This is a genomic window from Haloarcula marismortui ATCC 43049 (genome assembly GCF_000011085.1).
GTDB lineage: Archaea > Halobacteriota > Halobacteria > Halobacteriales > Haloarculaceae > Haloarcula > Haloarcula marismortui.
Genome location: NC_006396.1, coordinates 803,347 through 826,160, shown reverse-complemented (window position 1 = coordinate 826,160; position 22,814 = coordinate 803,347). Strand labels below are relative to the sequence as shown.

At 63.7% G+C, this 22,814-nt stretch carries 24 protein-coding genes; 10 read left to right on the top strand and 14 right to left on the bottom strand.

Going from position 1 to position 22,814, the window contains the following annotated elements; genetic code table 11:
- Positions 1–64: 64 nt before the first annotated feature.
- From RR_RS08240 to RR_RS08215, 6 genes are all read right to left on the bottom strand, one after another.
- A complete protein-coding gene (locus RR_RS08240; protein WP_004961237.1) occupies positions 65–460 on the bottom strand; it encodes a DUF2237 family protein in 396 nt (131 codons plus the stop codon).
- A 51-nt stretch (positions 461–511) separates the two neighbouring features.
- Complete coding sequence (locus tag RR_RS08235) at positions 512–1,717, bottom strand: AAA family ATPase (protein WP_011223336.1); 1,206 nt, start codon at positions 1,715–1,717, stop codon at positions 512–514.
- Between the two features lie 107 nt (positions 1,718–1,824).
- Positions 1,825–3,252: a DUF7519 family protein gene (locus RR_RS08230; RefSeq protein ID WP_011223335.1), complete on the bottom strand. Its 1,428-nt coding sequence runs from the start codon at positions 3,250–3,252 to the stop codon at positions 1,825–1,827.
- Positions 3,253–4,584, bottom strand: a complete 1,332-nt coding sequence (locus tag RR_RS08225) for a DUF58 domain-containing protein (protein WP_011223334.1) — start codon at positions 4,582–4,584, stop codon at positions 3,253–3,255.
- Positions 4,584–5,510: a DUF7269 family protein gene (locus tag RR_RS08220; RefSeq protein WP_011223333.1), complete on the bottom strand. Its 927-nt coding sequence runs from the start codon at positions 5,508–5,510 to the stop codon at positions 4,584–4,586. The genes RR_RS08225 and RR_RS08220 overlap by 1 nt, the downstream gene beginning before the upstream one ends.
- The gene (locus RR_RS08215; protein WP_049938841.1) at positions 5,507–7,603 is read right to left on the bottom strand and encodes a DUF4129 domain-containing protein; all 2,097 of its coding nucleotides are present in this window, start codon (positions 7,601–7,603) and stop codon (positions 5,507–5,509) included. The genes RR_RS08220 and RR_RS08215 overlap by 4 nt, the downstream gene beginning before the upstream one ends.
- 210 nt (positions 7,604–7,813) lie before the next feature.
- Here RR_RS08215 and RR_RS08210 point away from each other — a divergent pair, with 210 nt between their 5' ends.
- Entirely contained in the window at positions 7,814–8,359 is a 546-nt protein-coding gene (locus RR_RS08210; RefSeq protein ID WP_011223331.1) for a hypothetical protein, read from the top strand.
- A 40-nt stretch (positions 8,360–8,399) separates the two neighbouring features.
- A complete protein-coding gene (locus RR_RS08205; RefSeq protein ID WP_004961249.1) occupies positions 8,400–8,735 on the top strand; it encodes a hypothetical protein in 336 nt (111 codons plus the stop codon).
- Here the strand turns inward: RR_RS08205 and RR_RS08200 are convergent.
- A complete protein-coding gene (locus tag RR_RS08200; RefSeq protein ID WP_004518043.1) occupies positions 8,732–8,959 on the bottom strand; it encodes a ribbon-helix-helix domain-containing protein in 228 nt (75 codons plus the stop codon). The two genes, RR_RS08205 and RR_RS08200, sit on opposite strands and share 4 nt — an antisense overlap.
- Before the next feature lie 74 nt (positions 8,960–9,033).
- On the opposite strand from RR_RS08200, the gene RR_RS08195 reads away from it, so the two are divergent.
- The 5 genes from RR_RS08195 to RR_RS08175 all read left to right on the top strand — a co-directional run bounded on the left by RR_RS08195 (position 9,034) and on the right by RR_RS08175 (position 15,102).
- Positions 9,034–10,383: an MFS transporter gene (locus RR_RS08195; protein ID WP_011223330.1), complete on the top strand. Its 1,350-nt coding sequence runs from the start codon at positions 9,034–9,036 to the stop codon at positions 10,381–10,383.
- 103 nt (positions 10,384–10,486) lie between these two features.
- Complete coding sequence (locus tag RR_RS08190) at positions 10,487–10,843, top strand: hypothetical protein (protein WP_011223329.1); 357 nt, start codon at positions 10,487–10,489, stop codon at positions 10,841–10,843.
- The gene (locus RR_RS08185) at positions 10,840–12,450 is read left to right on the top strand and encodes a methyl-accepting chemotaxis protein (protein ID WP_049938840.1); all 1,611 of its coding nucleotides are present in this window, start codon (positions 10,840–10,842) and stop codon (positions 12,448–12,450) included. Before RR_RS08190 ends, RR_RS08185 begins: the two co-directional genes overlap by 4 nt.
- 135 nt (positions 12,451–12,585) lie before the next feature.
- The gene (locus RR_RS08180; protein WP_011223327.1) at positions 12,586–13,272 is read left to right on the top strand and encodes a glycosyltransferase; all 687 of its coding nucleotides are present in this window, start codon (positions 12,586–12,588) and stop codon (positions 13,270–13,272) included.
- Positions 13,273–13,314: 42 nt separating this feature from the next.
- Positions 13,315–15,102: an ArnT family glycosyltransferase gene (locus RR_RS08175; protein ID WP_011223326.1), complete on the top strand. Its 1,788-nt coding sequence runs from the start codon at positions 13,315–13,317 to the stop codon at positions 15,100–15,102.
- Between the two features lie 28 nt (positions 15,103–15,130).
- Here RR_RS08175 and RR_RS08170 read toward each other — a convergent pair whose 3' ends face one another.
- From RR_RS08170 to RR_RS08155, 4 genes are read right to left on the bottom strand one after another with little or no spacing between them, the layout of a single operon-like run.
- Positions 15,131–16,153: a lysylphosphatidylglycerol synthase transmembrane domain-containing protein gene (locus RR_RS08170; RefSeq protein WP_049938839.1), complete on the bottom strand. Its 1,023-nt coding sequence runs from the start codon at positions 16,151–16,153 to the stop codon at positions 15,131–15,133.
- On the bottom strand, positions 16,150–17,007 hold the full coding sequence (locus RR_RS08165; RefSeq protein ID WP_011223324.1) for a polysaccharide deacetylase family protein: 858 nt from the start codon (positions 17,005–17,007) through the stop codon (positions 16,150–16,152). Before RR_RS08165 ends, RR_RS08170 begins: the two co-directional genes overlap by 4 nt.
- On the bottom strand, positions 17,000–17,386 hold the full coding sequence (locus RR_RS08160; RefSeq protein ID WP_004961262.1) for a DUF2304 domain-containing protein: 387 nt from the start codon (positions 17,384–17,386) through the stop codon (positions 17,000–17,002). Before RR_RS08160 ends, RR_RS08165 begins: the two co-directional genes overlap by 8 nt.
- A gap of 2 nt (positions 17,387–17,388) precedes the next feature.
- Positions 17,389–18,063, bottom strand: coding sequence for a glycosyltransferase family 2 protein (locus RR_RS08155; RefSeq protein WP_007190347.1), 675 nt, complete (start codon positions 18,061–18,063; stop codon positions 17,389–17,391).
- A 275-nt stretch (positions 18,064–18,338) separates the two neighbouring features.
- Here RR_RS08155 and RR_RS08150 point away from each other — a divergent pair, with 275 nt between their 5' ends.
- From RR_RS08150 to RR_RS08140, 3 genes are all read left to right on the top strand, one after another.
- Entirely contained in the window at positions 18,339–18,761 is a 423-nt protein-coding gene (locus RR_RS08150; protein ID WP_004961266.1) for a cobalamin B12-binding domain-containing protein, read from the top strand.
- On the top strand, positions 18,758–19,816 hold the full coding sequence (gene meaB / locus RR_RS08145; protein WP_007190348.1) for a methylmalonyl Co-A mutase-associated GTPase MeaB: 1,059 nt from the start codon (positions 18,758–18,760) through the stop codon (positions 19,814–19,816). The genes RR_RS08150 and meaB overlap by 4 nt, the downstream gene beginning before the upstream one ends.
- A gap of 107 nt (positions 19,817–19,923) precedes the next feature.
- Entirely contained in the window at positions 19,924–20,865 is a 942-nt protein-coding gene (locus RR_RS08140; protein WP_011223321.1) for an alpha/beta fold hydrolase, read from the top strand.
- Between the two features lie 3 nt (positions 20,866–20,868).
- Here the strand turns inward: RR_RS08140 and RR_RS08135 are convergent, their stop codons facing one another.
- From RR_RS08135 to RR_RS08125, 3 genes are all read right to left on the bottom strand, one after another.
- Positions 20,869–21,255 (bottom strand): Zn-ribbon domain-containing OB-fold protein, encoded by a 387-nt coding sequence (locus tag RR_RS08135; protein ID WP_004961272.1) that lies wholly within the window; start codon positions 21,253–21,255, stop codon positions 20,869–20,871.
- Entirely contained in the window at positions 21,252–22,418 is a 1,167-nt protein-coding gene (locus RR_RS08130) for a thiolase domain-containing protein (protein WP_011223320.1), read from the bottom strand. The genes RR_RS08135 and RR_RS08130 overlap by 4 nt, the downstream gene beginning before the upstream one ends.
- Positions 22,419–22,571: 153 nt before the next feature.
- Positions 22,572–22,769: a DUF5800 family protein gene (locus RR_RS08125; RefSeq protein ID WP_004518030.1), complete on the bottom strand. Its 198-nt coding sequence runs from the start codon at positions 22,767–22,769 to the stop codon at positions 22,572–22,574.
- Between the last annotated feature and the right edge of the window lie 45 nt (positions 22,770–22,814).

Genomic DNA, 22,814 nt, shown 5'->3' with positions numbered 1-22,814 from the left:
GGCCCTCCCCTGTTGCACGGCCAAAGCGACGGGGCGGTCCCTCAAAAGTCGTTCGCGGCGTGGCTCATTCAGCGGTCGCGTCGGCATCCGAGTCACCATCGGCAGCGTACTCCTGCAGCGTTTCCAGCGACACGTCTTCGAGCACGTCCTCGCTCGTCGCGTCGAGGTTCACCGGCGGTGCGCGCCCGGCCTCGTGGGCCTCTATCCAGCGCGGGACACAGACACACCAGCTGTCACCGGGGTCAAGACCCGGAAAGTTCAGCTCCGGCCGCGGCGTCACGAGGTCGTTGCCCTGTGCCTTGCTGTACTCCAGAAACTCCGCCGTCATCACGGCACAAATCTCATGCCGGCCCGGGTCGCGCTGGAGCGGGTAGCAGTACCCGTCGCGCATGAACCCGGTCTCGGGGTCCATCGAGCAGGGAGCCAACTCCCCGCCAAGGACGTTGCGTTCGCTTTCCATACCACGTCTGGCTGTTCCGTGGAGTAAAGCCGTTCGGCTACCCGCTCGCGCTCACTGTCCGTGTCCGATGTCGTCCTCACCACTCCGGCTCGGCGTGTCTCCTGCCGAGTCGGTGGGCTGGCCGTCATCTCCGTCCAGTTGCGTAGCTTCGTTCTCCGCTGCTTCACCAGCACTCCGTTCGGGGCGCTGCCCGGAAGAATCGCCGTCTGGTGTCGCCTCCGATGGTGAGTCAGCGCGTTCGGACCCGCCTGTTGTCGTCGGTTCGGGCGTGTCGTCCGGCGCATTCGGTGAGACTGCGGGCACGTCGACGGCGTCCAGAGCGGCCTGAATCACGTCGGCCTTCTCCGTTCCTTCGATGGTGGCCTCCGTCGTCAGGACCAGTCGGTGACTCATCGTCGCGTTCGCCAGCCGCTTCACGTCGTCCGGAGTGGAGTATCGCCGGCCGGCGATGACTGCACTGGCTCGGACTGCCTCGAAGACCCGCTGGACGCCTCGCGGCGAGACGCCGATCTCTGTCCGGTCGTCTTCGCGTGTCGCCCGCGCCAGGTCGACGATATAGCGACGAACCTTGGTGTCGACGCGGATGTCTTCTGCACACTCCTGAAGGGCACGCACCGTCTCTGGGTCAACTACCGGGTCGACCGACGGCGAGAGTGTTCGCCGGTTGGCCCGCCGGTCGAGCAGCCCCATTTCCCCCTCGACATCGGGATAGGCCATTGACGTCTTCACGCTGAAGCGGTCCCGCTGGGCCTCGGGAAGCTGGAAGGTCCCTTCCTGCTCGATGGGGTTCTGGGTCGCGATAACGACGAACGGTGTCGGGAGGGGATGCGTCGTCCCGTCGACACTGACCTGCCGCTCTTCCATTGACTCAAGCAGTGCAGACTGGGTCTTCGGCGGTGCGCGGTTGATTTCGTCTGCGAGCACGACATTCGAGAACACCGGCCCCTGTGCGAACTCGAACTCCCGCTCGTGTTCGTTGTACACGTTCGACCCGGTCACGTCCGCCGGCAGCAGGTCCGGTGTGAACTGTATCCGGGTAAATTCAAGCCCCAGCGCCTCCGCCAGCACCCGCGCCAGAGCAGTTTTGCCCGTTCCCGGTACGTCTTCCACCAGAACGTGTCCTCTGGCGATGACGCCAGCCAGTGTCTCGAACAGCACTCGGCGTTCGACAACGACAGCCTCCTCAACTCGCTCCACAATGTTGAGACAGTGTTCTGACGCCGACGCAACGCTCAAATCCGACGATAACCCGGCCATGCTCCATGCGTTGCACTCGGGGTGTATCAATATGTACCATTAGCCGGTATCTGTCAGTTCACAGTGGCTACTGGTCCATCCCGGATGGGATAGCATGAACCAGTCCCTTAGCCACGAAGCGGGGCAAGCAGCAGTAACACACCGATTGCGGCGAGTGCCATTGTCTCCGGCGACCCGATTGCGGAACCGACGGCACGGCGCGCTGCATCGACGATGCCGACGGCGGCGATACCGAGCAGCCCGACGCCGACGGCGAACACGCTGTGATACAGCTCCAGCCGTCGTGTTTCCGGACGATGACCCAGCTCTGCTGTCAGTCCGAGGCCGAATGTACCAACGTCCCAGGCGACGAGGCCGCTGACGACACCAGCAAACACCAGTAGCGTGGGAAGGTCGGCCTGTGCCGCACCGATGCTCGCACAGATAAGTCCTGAAGCGGTCAGTGCTGCGGGGCCGGCACGCGCTGGCAACAGGCCAAATGTGAGTGCCCCGTTGACGAGCACGAGCACCAGATACACGAGCAACGGGAGGAGGAGTGCGCCGAAGAACACAGTTATGAACGAGCCGAACTCGAAGATGCCAGTCCGCAGGAGGAACAGGGCTAGCAACACCAGATAGCCAACTGCCGCGATGGCGGCTCCGACAGTCCGCACCGAGGCGGCGTTGAACTCAGTCGTGAACTTTCGGATGACAATCGCACCGCTACCAGCAACCAGCGCGCCGACTGTGACTGCCAGAAGCGGCGCAAGAACGACCCACGACGACAGCACTCGGATACCGAGACTGAACGGTGGGGACGCGACAAGCTGACCAAACGGCGTCAACAGCAGTGCCAACGGCACGACTACAGTGAACGCCGCTGAACCGATTGCGACCAGTTTGAGCGCCCGAGTCCCCCGTTTCAGTCTGGTAGCTATCGCGTCGCGGCGGCTCCGCGCTGTCAACTGCACGAGTGGAAGCTGTGCCACGGCAAAATACAGGCAGCCCGATGCGGCGACACCGAGGACACCGAGACAGACCGTGGCGGCCATCGGCGATGTTCCACCGGCGACAGCGCTCACCAGCTCCCAGCTAAACCACGCGAGCGCGAGGACGACAGTGCCCACGACGAGGCCCGCCACTGTGAACAGATACGAAACGACGCTGCTCACTGTCGCCGCTGACACTGTCTCTCTGTCGAGCACGTTGGTCCAGGCAGCCGCGACGCCAACCATTGCGACGGCGACACCGAGCGCGAGAAGCGGGGCGACTGCCACCTGCCCGACCGAGGCAATGAGGCCAGTCGCTGCCGGCAGGAAACAGAGGTGGCCAATGACCGTCGGTCCCAGCCCGTCTCGGTCCAGCAGGGTCAGCCCCGCCACGGCAATGCCGGCGAGGAGTGCGATACCGCTGAACAGTTTCGGGTCGCCAGAGAGAACGCCTGTCGTCAGGGCGAACGCGGCGATGATGAGCGCGGCGATAGTCAGACTGGTCGCCCGCGGCCGCCCCTCCTCGCCGACGGCCGATGGTGTGTCGAGTCGCGGCCCGCCAATCATTTACGCTCCGCCTCCTAGCTGGGCGCTGCCACTTGGCTGGCGCGCTGCGACGGCGAAGGCGTAATCGAGGATGAGCGGCAGCGGTGTCCCACGTCGCCAGTCTATCGTCCGGGCCCCGGACGCCTGACACCGCGCCAGACGGGTCCGACGGCGGACGTGCTCGTACTGTCCACTGACGGTGCTCGCCGCGGTTACGTCCGTCGAGAGCACGGTTCGCTGGCAATCGAACGCCGCCCACGACGCCATCGCAGTGACTGGCGCGTCGTCGAGCAGCGGCGATACGAGCACCAGCTGGCAGCGGGGTCCGGCCATCTCCATCACCTTCCGGAACTGTCGCTGTGTGTCGGCCTCGTCTGCTGGCCCACCAGCCGGGTCGCTCTCGGCAGCATCGGCAGCGGCCCGTAGCTGTTCGACAGCTAGCGACCGCTGATTGGGTCCGTCGCCTGGCTGGAGCCACGTCAGTCCCGCTGGCCCGTCGCCGTCGATGCCGACGATTGCCAGCCCGACCTCGTGGCCGGCATCCAGCAGCGATGTCAGTGCCTGCGTGGTCGCGTACGCGCCGAGTTCGACCGCTGTTGGGCGACCGGGACCGGCAGTCACCCGGGCTGGCGAACGGGCATCGACGACGAACACGACCGTCGTCGATACCCACTGCTCGTAGTTGACCGTCGACAGCTCTCCGCGCTTCGCGTAGCCGCGCCAGTCGATGCGGCCGGCCGGGTCCCCGCGCTGATACTCCCGCGTCGAGTGGAAGGTGAAGCCATCGCCGGGGGCGTCGGTTGTGAGTTGGCCCACGCGGTCGGTCCCCCGGTCGGACAGCGGCGGCGCCTGCGCGTCCAACTGACACACCAGCCTGTCATCGCCTCCGGGGTGTCGCGTCGCAGTCGCGACTTCACCGGCACCTGTTCCCCGGACGCGAAGCCGTGGCTCGTCGAAGTCGTGTTCGCCCCGGCGGGCGATGAGCGTGTACTCTATCGTGACTGATTCGCCGGCAGCAAGCGTCTCGCCACCGCGTGGCGACCCATCCAGCACTGCGAGGTCAGTCGGAACGCCGTCGACGACCCGGACGTCCGACAGTGTCTGCTGGCCGCTGTTTGTCACCGTCAACTGGACTGTCACCGGGTGCCCCGGGGGCGCTGGCGTCGGGTCGACCGCCCGCGACACGACGAGTGCTGCCGGGACAGCAGCGGTCGACAGGACTCCGTAGGCCAGATACGAGAGCGGGAGCGTCGCGGCCAGCAGCAGTGTCCCGTTTCCCTCCCAGATGCCCGCTCCGGCGAGTGCCAGCGCGGCAACGATTGCGCCGCGCCACCGCGTGGCCCGTCGCCCCATCAGTCTCTCCCCTCCGTTACATCGCCCCAGTCGGCCCCGTTGGTGGCTGTGGCATCCGTTCCGTCATCGTTGACCAGCGTCGTCCCGTCAGTTTCCGATTCACTGCTGGTCGCGCCGTCCGCGGCAGTTCCGTCCCTGTCGACGCGGGCATCTTCAGATGTGCCGTTTTCGCTGGCCTCGATGTCTTCTCGCTTGGGAATCGACCCGTCGATGGCCCGCTGGAGGCTCCCGTCAGCCGCCCGCTGCAGGTCGGCGACTGCTGGGGCGACGACTGGCACCGGACGCGGCGCTCGCTGGCCGACAACCGTCGGCAACGCGTCGTCGGCCGCAACGCTGACTGCCGCCATTGCCCGCGCGCACCGCTTTCGGACGGCCTTTTCTGGAAACAGCCAGGCCCGGAGGCGAGCGCGAAACGGCCGGTCCGGCGGCGCGACGGATTCGTCCAGTACCGCGGCGGCAACCGGGTCGTCCGTCCAGCTCCCCGCGGCTAACTGTGCTTTCACCGAGTCGGGGTCGTGGCCGCCCTGGACCAGTGCCTCCGTGAGCGTCGCCCGAAGTGGTTCCCGAACAGGACCGACGCTCCCGTCGACTGACCCGTCGTCGCGGGCCTGCGCAACCGCCGCCTCCACGCGTTCTGCGAGGTCGGTTCCGGAGACAGCGTCATCTGTCGGCGTCGTCTCCAGATATTCTCTGGTGAACCCGTCGTCAGCAGCCCACGGTGACGGTGATATCGCGGGGTCGTCGGGCGTCCGCAAAAGCTTCCAGAAGGCTACGAGCACGCAGACGAGGAGGACGAGGACACCCGCCGCACCCGGTCCGGACGCCGCCGGTTCTGGCGTCCCTATCAGCCCGATAACCGCGCCGGCAGCCACAAGTAGCAGGCCACACAACACGGCGATTCCCAGCCCGACGTGACGACGATTCATTCTGTGTCCTCCTGCTCGTCGCTCGCGCTCACCAGCGCATCGTACGCGTTACGGGCCTGTTCACGGCGACTGTCACTCGACTGGCCGCCGTATTCGACGTCTCGGAACGCCTCTGTCAGTGCTTCGACGGGTGCCCTCGGGAGGCCGCTGTCGATTGCGGCCCGGGACACCTCGCCGGGCGTCCGCGTCCGCCAGTGTCCGGGGACGACGTGCCTGGCGAACGCACGCCAGATGTCCCGGAGCGACGGAAGAGCAGACTCGTCGCCGTCCGACGAGTCAGTAACCGACTCGCTCGGTCCGGAGCTAGATGCCGCAGTTGGGCGGTCCGTATCGTCGGTCAGGCCAGAGGTGTAGACACTGACCGCACCCAGCCCCACTCCAGCCACAGCCACGGCGGCACCGGTCGTGCCCCAGCGAACATAGCTCAGTATCACGACGACACACGAGAATCCGAGCGTTACAATCCGGCGTGGTGTGGTTTCAGCCCTGGCCACAGTAATGGCTCGATACCCGGCCGACCGGAGCCACTGTTGGAAGCGGCGGGACAGTCCTGTCACCGTTAGCGGCAGCGACGCGAGCCATGCGGCCAGACGGATAGCCAGTCGTCGGCCAATGCTCAGCATGGCTTCGATACGGCCAACCAGCCAGAGTGCTGTTCGCCGACTCAACTGAACGACCCGGGCGACGTAGCCAGCAAGCATTTTACCGCTGTTCTTGACTGCATACGCGACCGCCTGCCCGCCGGAGAGCGCATCCGCCCGATAGTGATACAGCGCGGCGACGCTCACGACTGTGAGCGCGATGGCCAGTCCGTCGCGTTCCCAGAGCACGCCGATGAAAAACAGCGAATCGAAGAGCGCCCAGAGAACACCGATGCCGCGTGCGACCCTGGGGGTGTACAGCAGTGCGGCGATAGCGATAGTCACCACAGTTGTCACCAGCAGCACTGAACTCACTACGACGGTCCCGATGTACGCGTCCCAGAGCGTTGTTCTCGCTGTCTGTCTGTCTGTTGCCGCTGTAACGGTAAGCGAGGGATTTGCCGGGAGTGAGACAGCAACGGTGCCGTCAGCGCCAGTCGTCCCCCGGCGCTGGTCGCCGAGCGTCACAGTCGCATTCTTAACTGCCTCTCCGTTTCTCGTGGCGTTGACTGCGGCGCTATCACCCGGGACTGGGAGGGTCTTCGCTGGCATGACGCGAACGTGTAAGTTCAGCACGTCAACGCGTGCGGTGCCCTCGAACTCGCCGCGGGACACGGTTACCGCAGTAGTATCGGTATCTGGGACTGTTAGTTGAGACTGGCCGGTGGTGTCAGTTCGGCCGACGATATCGCCGTCGTGGCTCACAGTCGCGTTTCGTACCGGGACGCCGTCGACCGTTGCAACAAGCGGGACAGTCGACCCGGGATACGGTTCGCCAAGCAGTGTCACGTTGACGCTCCCGGCGACACGGTACTGACCGGTGTCGTTGTCGGCCGCTGTCTGCTGGCGTGTGGCTGTCGAATCACCCGCGCCAGATGGCCACATATCACCTTTCGCGAGGCGGTCAGCCGTTTCAGCGCCTGCTTCCTCGTCCGGTCGACGGTAGAACTGACATGGCTCTGGGCCCGGCGATTCGACCGTTACGTTCAGTTCGCGCTGGTAGGGCACCTGTCCGGTCACCTGCCCGCTCTGGTCAGTCCAACCGACATACCGGTCATTGAACCAGACACGGGTCGCGCCCGCTGGTTCCAGATCCTGATACACCAGGACTGTGAGGGGATGCCCGGCTTTTGGCGTCGATTCAATGAGGACACCACAGCCGTCTTCAGTGGGCGGGGCAGTCTCGCCGGGAATCGGAATCGGCTCTGTGTCGCCTGTGACGTTGCTGCTCCCGCCACCGTCGCGACGCTGTTCTCGTGTATCGGCTGGCGTCTGCGTCAGTGGTTCAGACCCGGGGCTCCCGTCACTGCCCCCACTGCTGTCGACCCCGCTCTCGGTGACCGGTGGTGGGGCCAGAAACGCAGCGACGATTAGCCCAACGAGGCAAAGACTTACCAGTAGTAGCTGCCGCCAGTCAACGCCGCCATGGTCAGTATCGGATGCTGTACCCACTTGTCGCCCCTCGTAACGTACGCCCGTACTGCGACACCCCGAGCTGTTATCATGGAAACTAACGTGAAAGATAATCAATCCCCGGTATGGTTCTCGACAGTGGCCACAGTCGTCAGGGCAGCCAAGCCAGTATATCCGACATTTCTTCGCCCCTGGCAGCAGTCGGGACCGATGGGTTCATTCTGACCCAGTCCGAACAGGAAACTGACAATGCGCGTTCGTGACTGGCAGGACATTCTCGAAGACGTGATGGAGAGCAATGCCAATCCGGGGGACTGGCGTGCCGTCGGGGGCGACCGCGCGAACGGAATCGGCGAGGACATCTACTTCGGTCACCCTGACGCCGGTGTCTATCAACTCAAAACCTACGCAAAGAACCCCTTCGAGGTACAGGGCGTCGGGTCGCAAGTGGCACGCCGTATCGACGATGACATCGACCCGCTGTTTCCAGACGACGGGTCCGGCATTTTCGGTGTCCAGCAGGGGCCGGAAGACGAGGACGACGCCAAAGAGAAGGCGAAGAACCTCGAAACGGTCCTCGAAACGCATGCGGACGCACCGACGTCACCGCAAGCGCTGCTGGAGGACATGATGGACGCGATGGACTCCCCGGCCTACGGGCCGATGGAGTTCGATCACCACGACCGACCAGACCAGATGAGTGAACTCACTGAGACGTTCGAAGAAGCGGAGGAACTACTCGACGCGGAGTTCGAGGACGTTATCGAAGAAGACGTAGAGCGGGGCTTCTACTGATGGTCAACCGAACACTCCCAGTCTGTACCGGGGGTCGCTAATGGTCGGTCCCTCGATGACGGACGCCGACCGGAAACGATTTCTCAGATACACGCAAGTCGGATTCGCGCTTCTCATCGGCGTCTCGATGGGGCTTGTGACGTTGTACGGCGGTGCGGAACTGCTGATTGTTGCTGGAATGTTTGTTGGCGGAACCGTCGTTGGCGGTGGTCTCGCGTGGTACATCATCCCGGAGAGTATCGCGGAAACGCCGTACGAGTCAGTCGACAGAGGTCCGAAACCCGGCGCAAAAATGAAACAACAGCGGCAGGAAGACAACGGCTCCGGACAACGGGCAGCCGAGGACGACAGCCGACTCTCACAGAACCGCGATTAGAGGAAATCGTCCTGCATTGCCGGGTCCTGCTGTTCGGAGGCCGTCTGGTCGAAAATCTCTTCATCAAGCGTCTCGGTCTCTTCGGTCGTGGTATTGTAGGCCGAAATCCCTCGCTTTAGGAGGTCTTCCACGGCTTGGTCGCGGTTGAGGAACTCGCCCTGTTCGACGAGTCGCTGGATGTCCGAGTCCACCTGGTCCGGGAGTGACACCTTGATCTTGCTCACACTTGCCGCCTATACTGTTCGGACATAAAAACCCACCCCTGCTTTTGCGAGGGGTCAAAAAGGCGCACGCGTGAATGCGCGAAACCGTCACACACTTGCCGGCGGCCGACACGAATCACACTGTGAACGCGAACGACCGAGCGATCACCGCACTGGTCATGCTCGCACACGGACTCGTCCACACCTACGAGATGGCAGTCCCGATCTTTGTCGTCATCTGGCTCACCGAATTCGACCTCATCAATCTTGGTATCGCCCAGTTCAACGTGACGACGGCTACCGTCGGCGTCATCGTGACGCTGGGCTACGGCCTGTTCGGGGCTGGTGCGCTCCCGGGCGGTATCGTCGTTGACCGTATCGGCTCCCGTCGCCTCATCACGGGCTGTCTGCTCGGCATGGGCGGCTCGTACATCCTGCTTGGCCTTGCCCCGAGTATGGTCGTCATCGCGCTGGCGCTTGTCCTCTGGGGCCTCTCGGCCAGCGTCTACCACCCAGCCGGGCTCTCGCTCATCAGCAAAGGTGTCGAACAACGTGGGACCGGACTGGCCTATCACGGCGTCGCCGGCAACCTCGGAATCGGCCTCGGCCCGCTCGTCGCCGCAGTTCTCCTGCTGGTCGCCGAGTGGCGGACCGTCGCGCTCGTCCTTGGCGTTCCGGCGTTGCTCGCCGCTGTCTATGCCTCACAGGCGAGTTTCGACGAGACGGCGGCGGTGACGGCCGCGACTGACGGCGGGTCGAAAGCCAGCAGCGGTATCGACTCGCTCGGGGAATTTCTCACGGAGAGCAAGCACCTGTTGACCGGGAGCTTCTTGCTGGTGTTCGTCGTCGTCATGTGCTCGGGGCTGTACTACCGCGGCGTCCTCACGTTCCTTCCGGAACTCCTTCGAGGCCTGCCGGGCTTCGAGCCCATCCCGATAGAGACGCTGTTGCCTCCCGGCGTCCTGTCGGCGCTCGGTATCGAGGTCGGGACGGGCCAGACGCTCAAGCCACAGGACTACTTTTATGCCGGCCTGTTGCTCATCGGCGTCCTCGGCCAGTACGCTGGCGGCAAACTGAGCGACCGGATTCCCGTCGAATACGGTATCGCCGGCTCGTTCCTGGTGCTTGCCGTCCTTGCGGTGCTGTTCGTTCCGGTGTCGGCGATGGGCTTCGGGCCGCTGGCAGTGCTGGGTGCACTTCTGGGCATCGCACTGTTCGTCGTTCAGCCGATGTATCAGGCCGCCGTCGCGGAGTACACGCCCGCCGGAACGCGCGGACTCTCATATGGCTTCACGTATCTTGGCGTGTTCGGGGTCGGCGCACTTGGCGGTGGTCTCGCCGGGTCGATTCTGGCCTTTGCGAACGCGACAGCACTGTTCGGGACGCTTGCCGGCATTGCACTTGTCGCCGCTGTCACCGGCGTCGCTCTCGCTCGTCGCAAGTAACTGGATACCGGTCCCGATCTGCTGTTGGAAAAACGGTTATGTCGTTTTCAATCGTTGTAATTGGGTGGTAACGTATAACACAATCTCAAGCTGATACTGTTTCATGCAAACAGGACTGGCTGCACTCGACCCACACAAAGCCGTACTCCCTATCGTTGCGCTTATCGGACTCATCCCGGTACTGCTGTACTACCGGCGAAGTTCCCGGTTGTTCGTAGTCGGTTACGTACTGCTGATTCTGGCAACGGTCGTGACTAACGTCGAGAACCTGTTTCTGGGAACAGTACTCAACTACGCTGAGCACTACCTCGGCTTGATGGGGTCGGGGCTCGTGTTCCTGTTTGCGGCGTACGTGCGCCGGAAGCAAGTACTGGCGGACGATGCCGGTGGTGACGGCCCGGAAATCGGTCTTGAGGACGGCCCAGATGTCGCCGCCGATGGCGGGAGGACAGAACCGTGAGTGCGCCCATCATCCTCGCGGACTTCATCGCGGTTACCGCCTACGCCGCCACGGTCGTTCTCGGCGTGAAAACGTACCGCGAAACCGAGCTCGATTCGGGGTTCTGGGCGAACTTCTCGTTCGCCGCAGCACTCGGGTTTCTCTGGACCGGTGTTGTGTTCCTCGAATGGATCGGCATCGCGGGAGCGATCATGGATGCGCTGGGTACGTCCCTCTTGGCAGTGCTCATTGGCGTAACCGCGATTGCCTCGACAGGAACCATCGCAACTGTCGAGGACCTCAAGACGGCTACCAAAACGGCCGCGAGTCGGCGCGCGGAGGCGGAGGAACAGCGTGAGACCGCTGAGGAGCAACGCCAGCAGGCGGAGGCGGCCAAACGGGAAGCTGATGAGGCCCGGCAGGAAGCTGAGCAGGCGAAACAGGCGTCAGAGAAACTAAACGGTCATCTGCGAGCGAAAGCCGAGTCGTTCAGTACAACGATGCATGCGGCCGCTGAGGGTGACTTCACGCAGCGGATGGATCCCGAAAGCCGAACAGAGGCCATGACTGAGATCGCGACGGCGTTCAACGACATGATGGAGACGCTCTCGGAGACGCTGACGACCGTCACGCAGTTCGCCGGACAGGTCGACGACTCGACGGACGAACTCGGCGCTAGTGCCGAGGAGGTGCGGAGTGCGAGCAGGGAGGTCAGCGAGAACGTCGAGGAAATCGCCTCGAACACCGACAAGCAACACGATACCGTCACGAAGGTCACCGACGAGATGACCGATCTGTCTGCGACCATTGAAGAGATAGCGTCCTCGACCGACGAAGTAGCACAGAAATCCGCACAGGCGTCCGAACTCGGTTCTGTTGGCAGCGAGCACGTCACCGAGGCGAAATCGGAGATGGAGGCCATCGAGCGACAGGCCGATTCGACCATCGACAGTGTCGAATCGCTTAACAACGAGATGGAGCAGGTCGGTGAGATCGTCAGCGTCATCGAAGACATCGCCGAGCAGACGAACATGCTGGCGCTCAACGCCTCTATCGAGGCCGCTCGCGCCGGCGAGGCCGGCGAGGGCTTCGCTGTCGTCGCCGACGAAATCAAGGGCCTCGCACAGGAGACCGGGGAAGCGACCCAGCGCATCGCGGACCGTATCGAAATGATTCAGGAGTCGACGAACGAGACCGTCGACGGGATTCACGAGATGGATGAACGCGTCGACAACGGTCTGGAAACGGTCGATGAGACTATCAGCGTTCTCGAAGATATCCTCCAGCACGTTGAGGAGGTCAACACCGGCATCCAGTCCGTCGACGATGCGACCGACGAACAGGCCGCCTCCGCGGAGGAAGTGGTTGCGATGGTCGAGGAGTTCGACTCGATGACCGAGCAGACGAGCGCGGGGGCCCAGACCGCAGCCGCGGCGGCCGAAGAACAGACTGCGGCCATCGAAGGTGTGACAGACGACGTGGTCCATCTCTCGGATCAGGCCGAGAACCTCTCGGAACTGCTCAGTAGCTTCGAGTTCGCTGTCTCCGGCGGGACCGGCCACGCGACAGCGGCGACCGGCGACACCGCACCGGTGACCGACGGGAGCGGCCAGCCAGAGCGGAACTGAAATGGGCTGTCGTCTGCCGTTTCTCCGGTGACTACCCGGATCGGTGACTCGAAGGCAAGTTCACCGCTGCCTGAGACCCGCGCTCTCCTGACCATCGGATAGTATTTCTGTCTGTACGGTGTAGCGGCGGGTCAGATGGACGCCGCAGTTATCGTCCCGGCCTACAACGAGGCGGAGTCGCTGGCCCGCTGTCTGGCTCCCTTCGAGTCACAGCCCGTCGAACTGGTCGTCGTAGTCGGCGGCGACGACGGCACGGAGCAGGTGGCCCGCGACACCCCTTTCGTCGACACCGTTGTCCGGTGCGACGAGGGCGGGGCGGGAATCGCCAGAAACCGCGGAGCCGCGGCCGCAACAGCCCCGATTCTGCTGTTCACCGATGCCGACACAGTGGTCCCCGAGGACTGGGTTCGCCTGCATCTCAGGCACTACGCTGACGACGAGGTGATCGGCGTTGGTGGGCCCGCACGGCCGCTCGAAGACAGTCTCAAACACCGCGTGTTGTTCAAGCTGCTGTCGGACTACTGGTATCGGGTGTCTTGGCCGCTGGGCTTCGTCCAGCAACCGGGCTTCAACTGTAGCTTCCGGGCCGACGCCTTCAAAGCCGCGGGCGGCTTCAACGAGGACATCCCGTTTATGGAGGACACGGAACTCTCACTGCGGATGAAAGACTACGGCCGAATCGTCTACGACGCTGACTCCTGTGTCGCTACGTCGGCCCGCAGAGAGGCAGACGAGGGATATGTCTCGCTATTTGCGAAGTATGTCCGCGGGTACGCGAACCACTACATCCTCCGCCGGGAGTTCGATGCCGATTACTTCTGAGAAGGGCAGTCTTTTCAACTCACACCCCGGAGCGGTGACACGATGAGTGGCTGGCGGTCACTGTCCCGACGTGCTGTCGAACAGGTACGGTCGGACTTCCGGGACGACCCCTATCTCCGCTACGTGCTCCTGCTGTCGACTGTTATCGTCGGGTTCTGGTTCTGGCATCGCATTCCGAACTTTGCGACTCGTGACGAGTACAGTCGGTTGCTCGACGCCATGGTCGTCTACGGATCGGTTCTCGAAGAACCGAGCTTCGAGGGGCTCAAAGCCGGTATCGAGTGGGGCCGGGCCCCCTTCGGCGCGACGCTATATCTCTATGCGCTGGCCATCCTCCCCGTCGTGCTCGTCGCGGCTCTCACCGGGGATCTAGACGCGTTCACCACGATTGCCTTCCCCAGCTGGGAGTTCGGCCACTACGAGGTCTGGGCCGCCACGCCCGAGTGGATATGGACCTGGAGTCTCGTCTCCATCCGCCTGACAAACGTCGTCGCTGCGCTCTGTGCTGTCTACCTCACCTATCGCCTCGGTGTCGCAATCGAGGGGCGCAACGCCGGCCGGCTCTCGGCCGTCGTGCTCTCGCTGACTTTCGGCTTTCTCACAATCTCGAAGGAGGCCGGCGAGGATATGCCGGCGCTGGTGTTCGTCCTCCTCGCGCTGTACCTGCTGGTCAGGTACGTCCAGACCGACGACGGAACGCTGTTTCTGGCGGCGAGCGCGGCCGGTGGTGTCGCCATCGCATTCAAACTGACGGCCGCGCCGGTTATCCTTCTCATCGGCGTCGCCTTCGTCCTGCGTGCCCGTGCCGCTGACGCGCCGCTGACGGAGACGCTCTACCGGCCGAAGCTCCTCCTGAGCGGCGCTCTGTTCGGGTTCGCCATGATTGTACTCGGATTTCCAACCGCCCTCGTGGCGGGGCCCGAGCCGTTCATCGAGCGGGTGTTCGGCGGCTCGACTTCGCGGATGAGCCACCCAACGGGTCCCGACGCCCCGATGTGGTGGTGGTTCCTGCGGGGCTATTTCAGCGCGCTGGGACTGCCGCTGGTTACCGCGGCCGCCGCCAGCGTCGTGGCGACTGTTGCAACCATTCGTGACCGCGGTTCTGCATTTCACGGGACCGTCCTCATTCTGACCGGCCTGACGGCCTACATCGCGATGTTCTCCCAGTGGCACGACTTCCGGGTGCACCACCTCATACCGACGTTCCCGCTCATCGCCTTACTCGTCGGGGGGCGACTGGTGGAGCTCCGCGAACGCTCGTCGTCTCTGGCACGACCGGTGATGGCGGTTCTGTTGGTAACAACGGCCGTCTACGCCGGTATCGGGACGGCCCAGTTCGCGTCGATGCCCCGGGACGAAGCGACAGCGTGGCTCGAAAAGAACAGCGAGGATGGCGACGTGGTGGAGACGTATCGCGTCCATATTCAGGACACTGCCGTCCCGCACTCGCTGACCGCCAGACACGTCGCCGGCCAAGACTCGGAGGCAGAGGAAGCGATGGCGTGCCCGCGATACATTCAGGTCGGGTATCGGGACCTGCTGTACCTCAAGGAGGATACCTACTACCGCAACGGTGACGCACAGGCGACCTACCTCCGGAATCTCCTGAACGAGGAGTACAACTACAGAATCGTCGCCGAGTTCGGGGAGCGGCCACCGAACTTCGTGCCCCAGCGACCGACCCCCGGCTCGTTCACCGACCTGCTCCGGCTCGGCGTCGTCCCGCACACGGACCAGTTCGCCGACGAGCAGGAACTCGCGGCAAATCAGTACACCCTCATTCTGGAACGCGATGGCGAGTGCGATACGAGCCGTCATCCGCCGTTCTGAGTCCGCTTTGATGTATCCTGGGGGCCGGCTACTCCGTCGTCAGTGACGCGACATCGAGCCGGACAGAAGGATACCAGCCTGCGAGTGACGGCAGGTAGATACTCAGGAACCGGTCGACGAAGATGATGGGGATGATGACCTCCGCTGGAATACCCAGCGCGACGAACACCGCCGTCGCCGTGGCCTCGGTGATGCCGATGCCGCCGGGCGTCAGCGGCAGGAGCGTCACGGTGTACGCGACCAAGAGATACAGCGGCAACGCGACCAGCGGTTCGAACGCGACGCCGAAACTCCCCAGCAGCAGGCCGACGCGGACACCGGGTGCGAGCACGAGGTCGACGGCCCAGCCGACCGCGTAGCGGAGCCACACTGCCGGCTCGCTCGCGAGCGACCGAAACGTCGTTGTCGAACTGTCGGTGAACTCGAGCAGGCCGTCGAGCCGTGCCGCGAGTCCCTCACCGAAGCGTGGAACCCGGACCGCGACCCCGGACAGCCAGCCGATGAGCCGGTCCAGATAGGAGAGATTGAGGCCTCCGAACAGTATGGCGAGGCCGGCCGCGAAGTACAGGCTTGTCGCAAGCGCCAGCAACAGAATAAGTTCGACCCGGAGCAGTGGAATCGCCAGGATGAGGCCAGCAGTCGCCGCGACGCCGTAGTATAGGGCAAAGATGCTGGTGTGAAGCGCCGACGCGGCTGCAGCGTCGCTGTAAGCCATTCCGGTCTGGCTCCGGAGGACGAACGGCGCAGCCAGCCGTCCCGAGAGCCGCGACGGGAGCAACTGATTGACGAAGTTCACAATGAGCGTCGTCCCGGCGGCGGTCCGGAACTGGACCGGTGCGAGCGGGGTGATTACCGCGTGCCACGAGTAGGCCCGGCCACAGATACCGAGAACGCTGACGGCGACGACCGCGAGCGCCGTTTCGGTTTCGACGCTGGCGAGCAGGTCGATTGCGCTCGCGATGTCGAACTGCGTGAGCAGCCACGAAAGCGCAACGACGGCGATACCGTACTGGGCGACCGTGATCCCCAGATCACGAGCCCGACTCGTCACGGTGTCTCGCCCCTCTGTAGCTGCGTCGCGGCCGCTTCACCGTCCACCAGAGCTGTCCGCACGGTCGTGAACTCGAAGTCCTGTTGGAGAATCCGCTCGACGGCCCGGCGCATCCAGTCGCCGGTCCTGACGTACACCCGCGTCGGCACCCCTTCGACAGCTGGCAGGTCGACCAGTTCCCAGGGATGGACGTACAGCATCGGTGTGATACCCCGGCGGGCCAGCAGTTTCATGCCCAGAATCGTGTATCGCGGGCCGAAAAACCGGAGCCAGGTCCCGGTGAGGGGCAACTGCAGGCCGGGCATGACGCTTGCCGGGAACTCGGTAATGCTGTCCGGTGCGTCCGGGCGGACCGCCGTCGCTTGGACCGGTTCGTGAATGTCGTACTCGCCGCCGTACCACCCCGGAATCGACCGGCTTGAGACGACGCTAGAGTCGTACGTGTATCCGATGTCGGAAAGCAGATCGAAGTGGTCGTCGGTGATGTCGAAGGCGGGTGCTCGGAACCCTGAAACCCGCTCGTTGGTGACTCGCTCCAGTACGTCCTTCGATTGGGACAACTCCCTTCGTTGCCCGTCGCTGTCGAGATCCGAGAGCAACTGATGGGTGTGCGTATGCGAGGCGATTTCCAGACCCGCGTCAGCAAGCGCCCGCACGGCGTCGGGATGGGACTCGGCAACCGAGGAGACCACGAACGCGGTCGACGTCGCGTCGTACTTTGCGAGCGTGTCCCTGAAAAATCGACCGCCGTCGAGGCCGACGCCGTCGCGGTCGGTCGTCCCCGACGCGCTCCGGTAGGCCGGTGTCTGGGTAAACAGCTCGAAATCTATCGACAGCACCGCGCGGTTACTCATCCTGCTTGTCCTCGGTCTGTAGCTGATGTTCCTCAAGTTCGCTCCGGAGAAGGCTCAACTCCTCGTTCAGCCGCGACAGCCGGTCGTACATGTGCCCGATGCGGTTGAGCAGGTACGTCACCGCCACAAACAGCGTCAGGTTCGAGATGACGAGGATGGCGCGGGCTTTCCACTCCAGGCCCAGTAGCCGCGCCACGACCTCGAACACGTTGGGGACGATAGCAACGACGATGAGCCCCGTGCCGAGCAGCAGCGACATCACGAACAACTCCAGCGACTCGCGTTCGCTTCTGACGATAATAAACCCGTTCGCGAGGAACGCCAGCCCGACGACCAGCGACAAGAGGTTAACCAGTGAGTAGTCGAATCCAAAGACCATAGTTAGCGAAAGAGGAGGACGCGAAACACCGTGTCAGTCATCCGGAGCGGGTAGAGCACGAGCGTGTCGAGGCTGAACTGTGACTCGCCCTCGTCCCGGATCGGCATCGCTATCGATACTTCTTCGATCCGCTGGCCGCGCTGGGCCGCATCGAGCGTCTGTTCGACTGCCCAGTGGTTGTCCGAGCGGTGGAGGATATCCTGCAGCGCCGACACGCGGTAGACGCGGAAACCGCTCGTTACGTCGGTAATGTCGATGCCGCCCAGCTTCCGCACGACGGTCGTAAAGAAGGTGATTCCCAGCCGCCTGATAAGCGGGTAGTCGTCGATGCTCTCGTTCAGGTAGCGGCTGCCGATGACCATGTCCGCGTCCTCGGCGTGGTCAAGCAGGGTCGGAATCTTCTCCGGGTCGTGCTGGCCGTCGGCGTCGACCTGCACGACGAAGTCGTAGTCGTGCCGAATTGCGTACTGATAGCCCGTCCTGACGGCCCCGCCGACACCGGTGTTGAACACGTGTGTAACGACGTGTGCGCCGTGCTCACGGGCGATGGCCGCGGTGTCGTCCGACGAGCCGTCATCGACGACGACGACCTCGTCGACGTAGCGGCTCGTTCCGTCGATCACCGACCCGATGGTGCTCGACTCGTTGTACGCGGGGATGACGGCGACTGTTCGCACTGGTGGAAACGCCGCTAGCAGCGAACTTAGAATTGTCGTTCTCTGGGATAGTTCACTTGTGGCCTGTGCGCCTGTCGTTGACCGCTCCACTCACGCCAAGCCGGCCTCTGTGAGCCACAGCCGACGTGAACCTCGCCAGTCGGGACGCCCGCACTTCTCGCGAGCGAGGCAATGGTGGCTGTTCACAGAACTCACGCTTCGAAGTCCGCTCGTAATAAAAATAGATCATGATGGATAGGGCAAGAATGAAAACACACCGCGCGGTACGTACTGGCATGAGTGTCGAGCAGGAGCAGACGGAACGGACCATCAGGTGTCTGGTGGCGAAAGTCGGACTCGACGGACACGACCGGGGCGCACACGTCATCGCGCGGGCGCTCCGTGACGCTGGCTTTGAAGTGATTTACTCAGGGCTCCATCGAGCGCCCGACGAAGTCGTGCAGGCCGCTGTGCAGGAGGACGTAGATGTCGTCGGCATCTCCATTCTCTCGGGGGCGCACAACACGCTGGTCCCAAAGATTCTCGACGGGCTAAGAGAGTATGACGCGTTCGATGACCGGCTCATCCTCGTCGGCGGCATCGTCCCGGATGACGATCAGGAGGAACTCCGCGGGCAGGGCGTCGACGAGATATTCGGCCCGGGCGCGTCCATGGAGGAGATGATCGACTACATCCACGAGAACGCGCCCGAGCGATGAGCGACCTCGTCGCTGACCTGCTTGCGGGCAAGCACAGCGCCCTCGCCAGAGTCATCACACTGATAGAGAACCGTTCCTCGGGGTACCGAGAGATAATTTCCGACCTCCATCAGCACACCGGCACAGCCGACGTTATCGGCGTCACCGGCAGCCCCGGCGCGGGCAAGTCCACGCTGGTCGATAAGGTCGCAGCGACCTACCGTGAGCAGGGACAGACCGTCGGCGTCATCGCTATTGACCCATCCTCGCCGTTCTCCGGCGGCGCGGTGCTCGGCGACCGGATACGGATGGCCTCGAACGCTGGCGATATGGATATGTTCTTCCGGTCGATGTCTGCTCGTGGCTCCCTCGGTGGGCTGTCGACGGCGACGACCGACGCCGTGACCGCGCTGGACGCGTTCGGCAAGGACAAGATCATCGTTGAGACGGTCGGCGCAGGGCAAAACGAAGTCGACATCGTCCGCACCGCCGATACCGTCGCCGTGCTCGTGCCGCCGGGCAGCGGCGACGACGTCCAGATGCTCAAGGCCGGCATCCTCGAAATCGGTGACGTGTTCGTGGTCAACAAGGCCGACCTCGATGGGGCCGACCGGACCGTCCAGCAACTCCGGGAGATGTTACAGGGACAGAGCGGACGCCCGGACTCCGGCCATCACGGCGCGACTGAACTCGCCGGCGACCATGGCGATGCGTCCACCGATGCCGCCGATGATGAGGCGGACGAGTCGGAGACGTGGAACCCCCCTATCGTGGAGACAGTCGCCAATCGGGGCGAGGGCGTCGAGGATTTCTTAGACGCGCTTGCCAACCACGGCGCGTATCTGGACCGAACCGGCCGTCGAGAGGGGCAAGCCCGGGAGCGTTTCGCCGCCGAGATTCGAACTCTCCTTCGGGAGGATGCCAACGAACTACTGGTCGACGAACTTGACCGCCGCGGCGGCATCGAGCAGTACGTCGACGCCGTCATCGAGCGCCATACTGATCCGTACACGGTTGTCGACGAGGTGCTCGAACCGCTCCGAGAGTGTCTCGACGAGCGGCGCGACGGGAACTAACTTCGGGACTGTTGCGTTCGCGGAACCATGTCTGCCCGGACCGATAGCGACAGCTATCTGACGATCTTCCAGCATGTATAACATACTCCGGGTCCCAAGTCATCAGTATGAAACTCCGCAAGGCGCTCGGTGCGGTCGTTGGTGCGGTCGGCGCGACAGCCGCTGCCAACCGCGTGCTACAGTCGCGGGCCGGCGCGTTCGAACCGATGCTCGACGGGGAACAGGGGACGTACCGCTGGCGTGGGTTCGATATCGCGTACACTGAAGCCGGCGACCCGTCGGACCCGGACCTCGTGCTGTTCCACGGCATCAATGCCGCTGCCAGTAGTCACGAGTTCCATACGGTGTTTGACACCCTCGCAGAGGACTACCACGTCATCGCACCGGACCTGCCGGGCTTCGGGCACACGGACCGGCCACCGCTGCTGTACTCGGCGTCGCTGTACACGGCGTTCGTGCGGGACTTTATCGAGGACAACACGGCCGACGCGACCGTGGTCGCGTCATCACTGACCGGGGCCTACGCCGCCAGCGCGGCACAGGAGGTCAACGTCGAGGAACTCGTTCTCATCTGCCCGACGGACACCTCGATGGGCAACCGCACTGTCTGGCTCCGCTCGCTGCTTCGCGCGCCCGTCATCGGCGAGGGAATCTACAATCTCACTGTCTCGAAAGCCTCCATCCGGCACTTCCACGCCGACCACGGCTACTACGACATGGACAACCTCACCGAGGATGTCGTCGACTACGAGTGGCAGAGTGGCCACCAGCCCGGTGCGCGCTTCGCGCCGGCATCGTTCGTCTCCGGCTTCCTCGACCCGGAAGACGACCTCGGCGAAGTACTGGCCGGTCTCGACGTGCCCGTGACGATGGTCTGGGGCGAGGACGCCGACATCACGCCGCTGTCGAAGGGTCGCGACATGGCCGAGCAGGCGGACGCGATGCTCGTCGTGTTCGGTGACTCGCTGCTCCTGCCCCACGTCGAACACCCCGGTGAGTTCGTCGATGTGGTCCGGGACAGAGTGACTTCGGTAACAGTCGAAAACTGAGCCCTAGCGCGGTCGGAACACGACCGCTCTCTCGCCGGTTGTCACGCGTTCGCCGACATCGATGCCGACCACGTCGTCGATGGCAACGTCGTCCGGGTCCACGTCACGGACGAGGCCCGTGACCGATACCGGTCCGAAATCAGCGATGGCAGTGACGTAGGGCGCGTCGTCCTCGAACTGCGGCGTCGGGACCGTAATCGTCGTGTGGCTCGCGATTTCACCGGACTCCGGCAGGTCGACCGCCGAGAGGTCCTGGTCGTGACAGCGCGGGCACACCCGACGAGGCGGGAGCCAGCCGTGGCCGTTCGAACATTCGAGGTAGTACCCGTCGCCCGATTCGATGCTGTCGAGCCACGCGTCGTACTCGCCGTCTTGTGCGGATTCAGTCATTCTTGCACCTCCATGACGTGGACGGTCGTAGACGCGACCGTGCCGCCCGCGTTGTGTGCGACCCCGACGGTGCTGTCCGGCACGGCGTCGGCCCGCGGGTGTGACCCGTCGAGGAGCCAGGCGACCGTCGCTAACTGGGCAACACCGGTCGCGCCGACCGGGTGACCCTTGGCCTTCAGCCCGCCCGAGAGATTTATTGGGCGGTCGCCGTCGCGGGTCGTCTCGCCGTTGCGCGCCGCGGCGATGCCCTCGCCGCGCTCGTAGAAGCCAAGCGATTCGATTGCGAACACTTCCGCGATAGTGAAACAGTCGTGGACCTCAGCGAAATCAACATCGTCGGGACCGACGCCGGCGTCCCCGTAAGCCTCCTCCGCAGCCTTGTCGGCGGCGGGTGTCTGTGCCAGATGCGGGCGGTCCTGCAATGCGAGGTTGTCGCCGCCCTGACCGGTCCCGGTGATAGCGACTGGGGCGTCTAGGTCGTGTTCCTCGGCGTAGGACTCCGTGGTCAGGACAGCGGCCGCGGCCCCGTCAGTAATCGGACAGGAGTCATAGAGGCCGAGCGGGGACGCAATCGTCGGGGCGTCGATAGCGTCCTCGACCGTGATCTCCTTCTGAATCTGGGCGTGTTCGTTGACCAGCGCGTGCTCGTGGTTCTTGACGGCGATGTGAGCGAGGTCCTCGTGGGAGCCGCCGTACTGGTCGAAGTACGACCGGGCCATCAGCGCGTAGGCCCCCGGGAAAGTCATCCCGGCACGGACCTCGTAGAGGTCGTCGGCGGCGATGGCGAGCGCGTCTGTCGCCGCTGCGGTCCCGATATTGGTCATCCGTTCCGCGCCGCCGACGACGACGACCTCTGCCTCGCCATTCCGGATCGTCTTGACGGCTTCACGAACGGCTGTGCCGGCAGATGCACAGGCCGCTTCGACACGGGTCGCCGGAACGTCCAGCCCGATAGCCTCGGCCATCAGCGGTCCCTGATGGCCCTGATGTTCCGCGAGTTCTCCCATGAAGTTGCCGTAATAGAGCGCCTCAGCGTCTTCCGGGTCGATTCCGGCCTCCGATAGCGCTTCGAGTCCGGCCTCGGCGAACAGGTCTCGGCCGGTCCGTTCGGGGTGTTTCCCGAACTGTGTCACGCTGGCCCCGGCGATACGTGGGTCTGACATTACCTCCCAGTGTGCGCTGACGGCTTAAATGCCTACTGCTCGGGTGCTTAATTAGGGAATATTCGACGCTTTGAACGCCTACAAACGGGATATTGGTTTTCTTCAGGAATTCCTTCTTACAACGGAATTATAGCCTTCAACGGAACTATTGCGTCAATTCACGATTTCGGCGATACGCTGGGGTTCGCCCGACAGCGCCGGTTCCGGCTCGACCATCTGCAGCACCTCGTGGTCGGTCACGTTCGGATACGACTTCTGGATGGCGTCCTCGATGAGGGCCTTTTCGAGGCGGAACTCCGTCCCCTCGTAGACGACATCGACACCCTGTTCGTCGAACGACAGTACAGTCATACCGCGGATTACGCACGGCACAAATAAAAGGATAGTCTCTCGGGC

What these genes read in the sequence shown, in the direction of transcription:
- RR_RS08205 (WP_004961249.1), top strand. Translation starts at nt 8,400, where the DNA reads ATGGTCGGTCCCTCGATGACGGACGCCGACCGGAAACGATTTCTCAGA.
- meaB (WP_007190348.1), top strand. Translation starts at nt 18,758, where the DNA reads ATGAGCGACCTCGTCGCTGACCTGCTTGCGGGCAAGCACAGCGCCCTC.
- RR_RS08175 (WP_011223326.1), top strand. Translation starts at nt 13,315, where the DNA reads ATGAGTGGCTGGCGGTCACTGTCCCGACGTGCTGTCGAACAGGTACGG.
- RR_RS08180 (WP_011223327.1), top strand. Translation starts at nt 12,586, where the DNA reads ATGGACGCCGCAGTTATCGTCCCGGCCTACAACGAGGCGGAGTCGCTG.
- RR_RS08135 (WP_004961272.1), bottom strand. Translation starts at nt 21,255, where the DNA reads ATGACTGAATCCGCACAAGACGGCGAGTACGACGCGTGGCTCGACAGC.
- RR_RS08165 (WP_011223324.1), bottom strand. Translation starts at nt 17,007, where the DNA reads ATGAGTAACCGCGCGGTGCTGTCGATAGATTTCGAGCTGTTTACCCAG.
- RR_RS08190 (WP_011223329.1), top strand. Translation starts at nt 10,487, where the DNA reads ATGCAAACAGGACTGGCTGCACTCGACCCACACAAAGCCGTACTCCCT.
- RR_RS08220 (WP_011223333.1), bottom strand. Translation starts at nt 5,510, where the DNA reads ATGAATCGTCGTCACGTCGGGCTGGGAATCGCCGTGTTGTGTGGCCTG.
- RR_RS08140 (WP_011223321.1), top strand. Translation starts at nt 19,924, where the DNA reads ATGAAACTCCGCAAGGCGCTCGGTGCGGTCGTTGGTGCGGTCGGCGCG.
- RR_RS08225 (WP_011223334.1), bottom strand. Translation starts at nt 4,584, where the DNA reads ATGGGGCGACGGGCCACGCGGTGGCGCGGCGCAATCGTTGCCGCGCTG.
- RR_RS08195 (WP_011223330.1), top strand. Translation starts at nt 9,034, where the DNA reads ATGCGCGAAACCGTCACACACTTGCCGGCGGCCGACACGAATCACACT.
- RR_RS08150 (WP_004961266.1), top strand. Translation starts at nt 18,339, where the DNA reads ATGAGTGTCGAGCAGGAGCAGACGGAACGGACCATCAGGTGTCTGGTG.
- RR_RS08235 (WP_011223336.1), bottom strand. Translation starts at nt 1,717, where the DNA reads ATGGCCGGGTTATCGTCGGATTTGAGCGTTGCGTCGGCGTCAGAACAC.
- RR_RS08160 (WP_004961262.1), bottom strand. Translation starts at nt 17,386, where the DNA reads ATGGTCTTTGGATTCGACTACTCACTGGTTAACCTCTTGTCGCTGGTC.
- RR_RS08125 (WP_004518030.1), bottom strand. Translation starts at nt 22,769, where the DNA reads ATGACTGTACTGTCGTTCGACGAACAGGGTGTCGATGTCGTCTACGAG.
- RR_RS08230 (WP_011223335.1), bottom strand. Translation starts at nt 3,252, where the DNA reads ATGATTGGCGGGCCGCGACTCGACACACCATCGGCCGTCGGCGAGGAG.
- RR_RS08130 (WP_011223320.1), bottom strand. Translation starts at nt 22,418, where the DNA reads ATGTCAGACCCACGTATCGCCGGGGCCAGCGTGACACAGTTCGGGAAA.
- RR_RS08240 (WP_004961237.1), bottom strand. Translation starts at nt 460, where the DNA reads ATGGAAAGCGAACGCAACGTCCTTGGCGGGGAGTTGGCTCCCTGCTCG.
- RR_RS08210 (WP_011223331.1), top strand. Translation starts at nt 7,814, where the DNA reads ATGCGCGTTCGTGACTGGCAGGACATTCTCGAAGACGTGATGGAGAGC.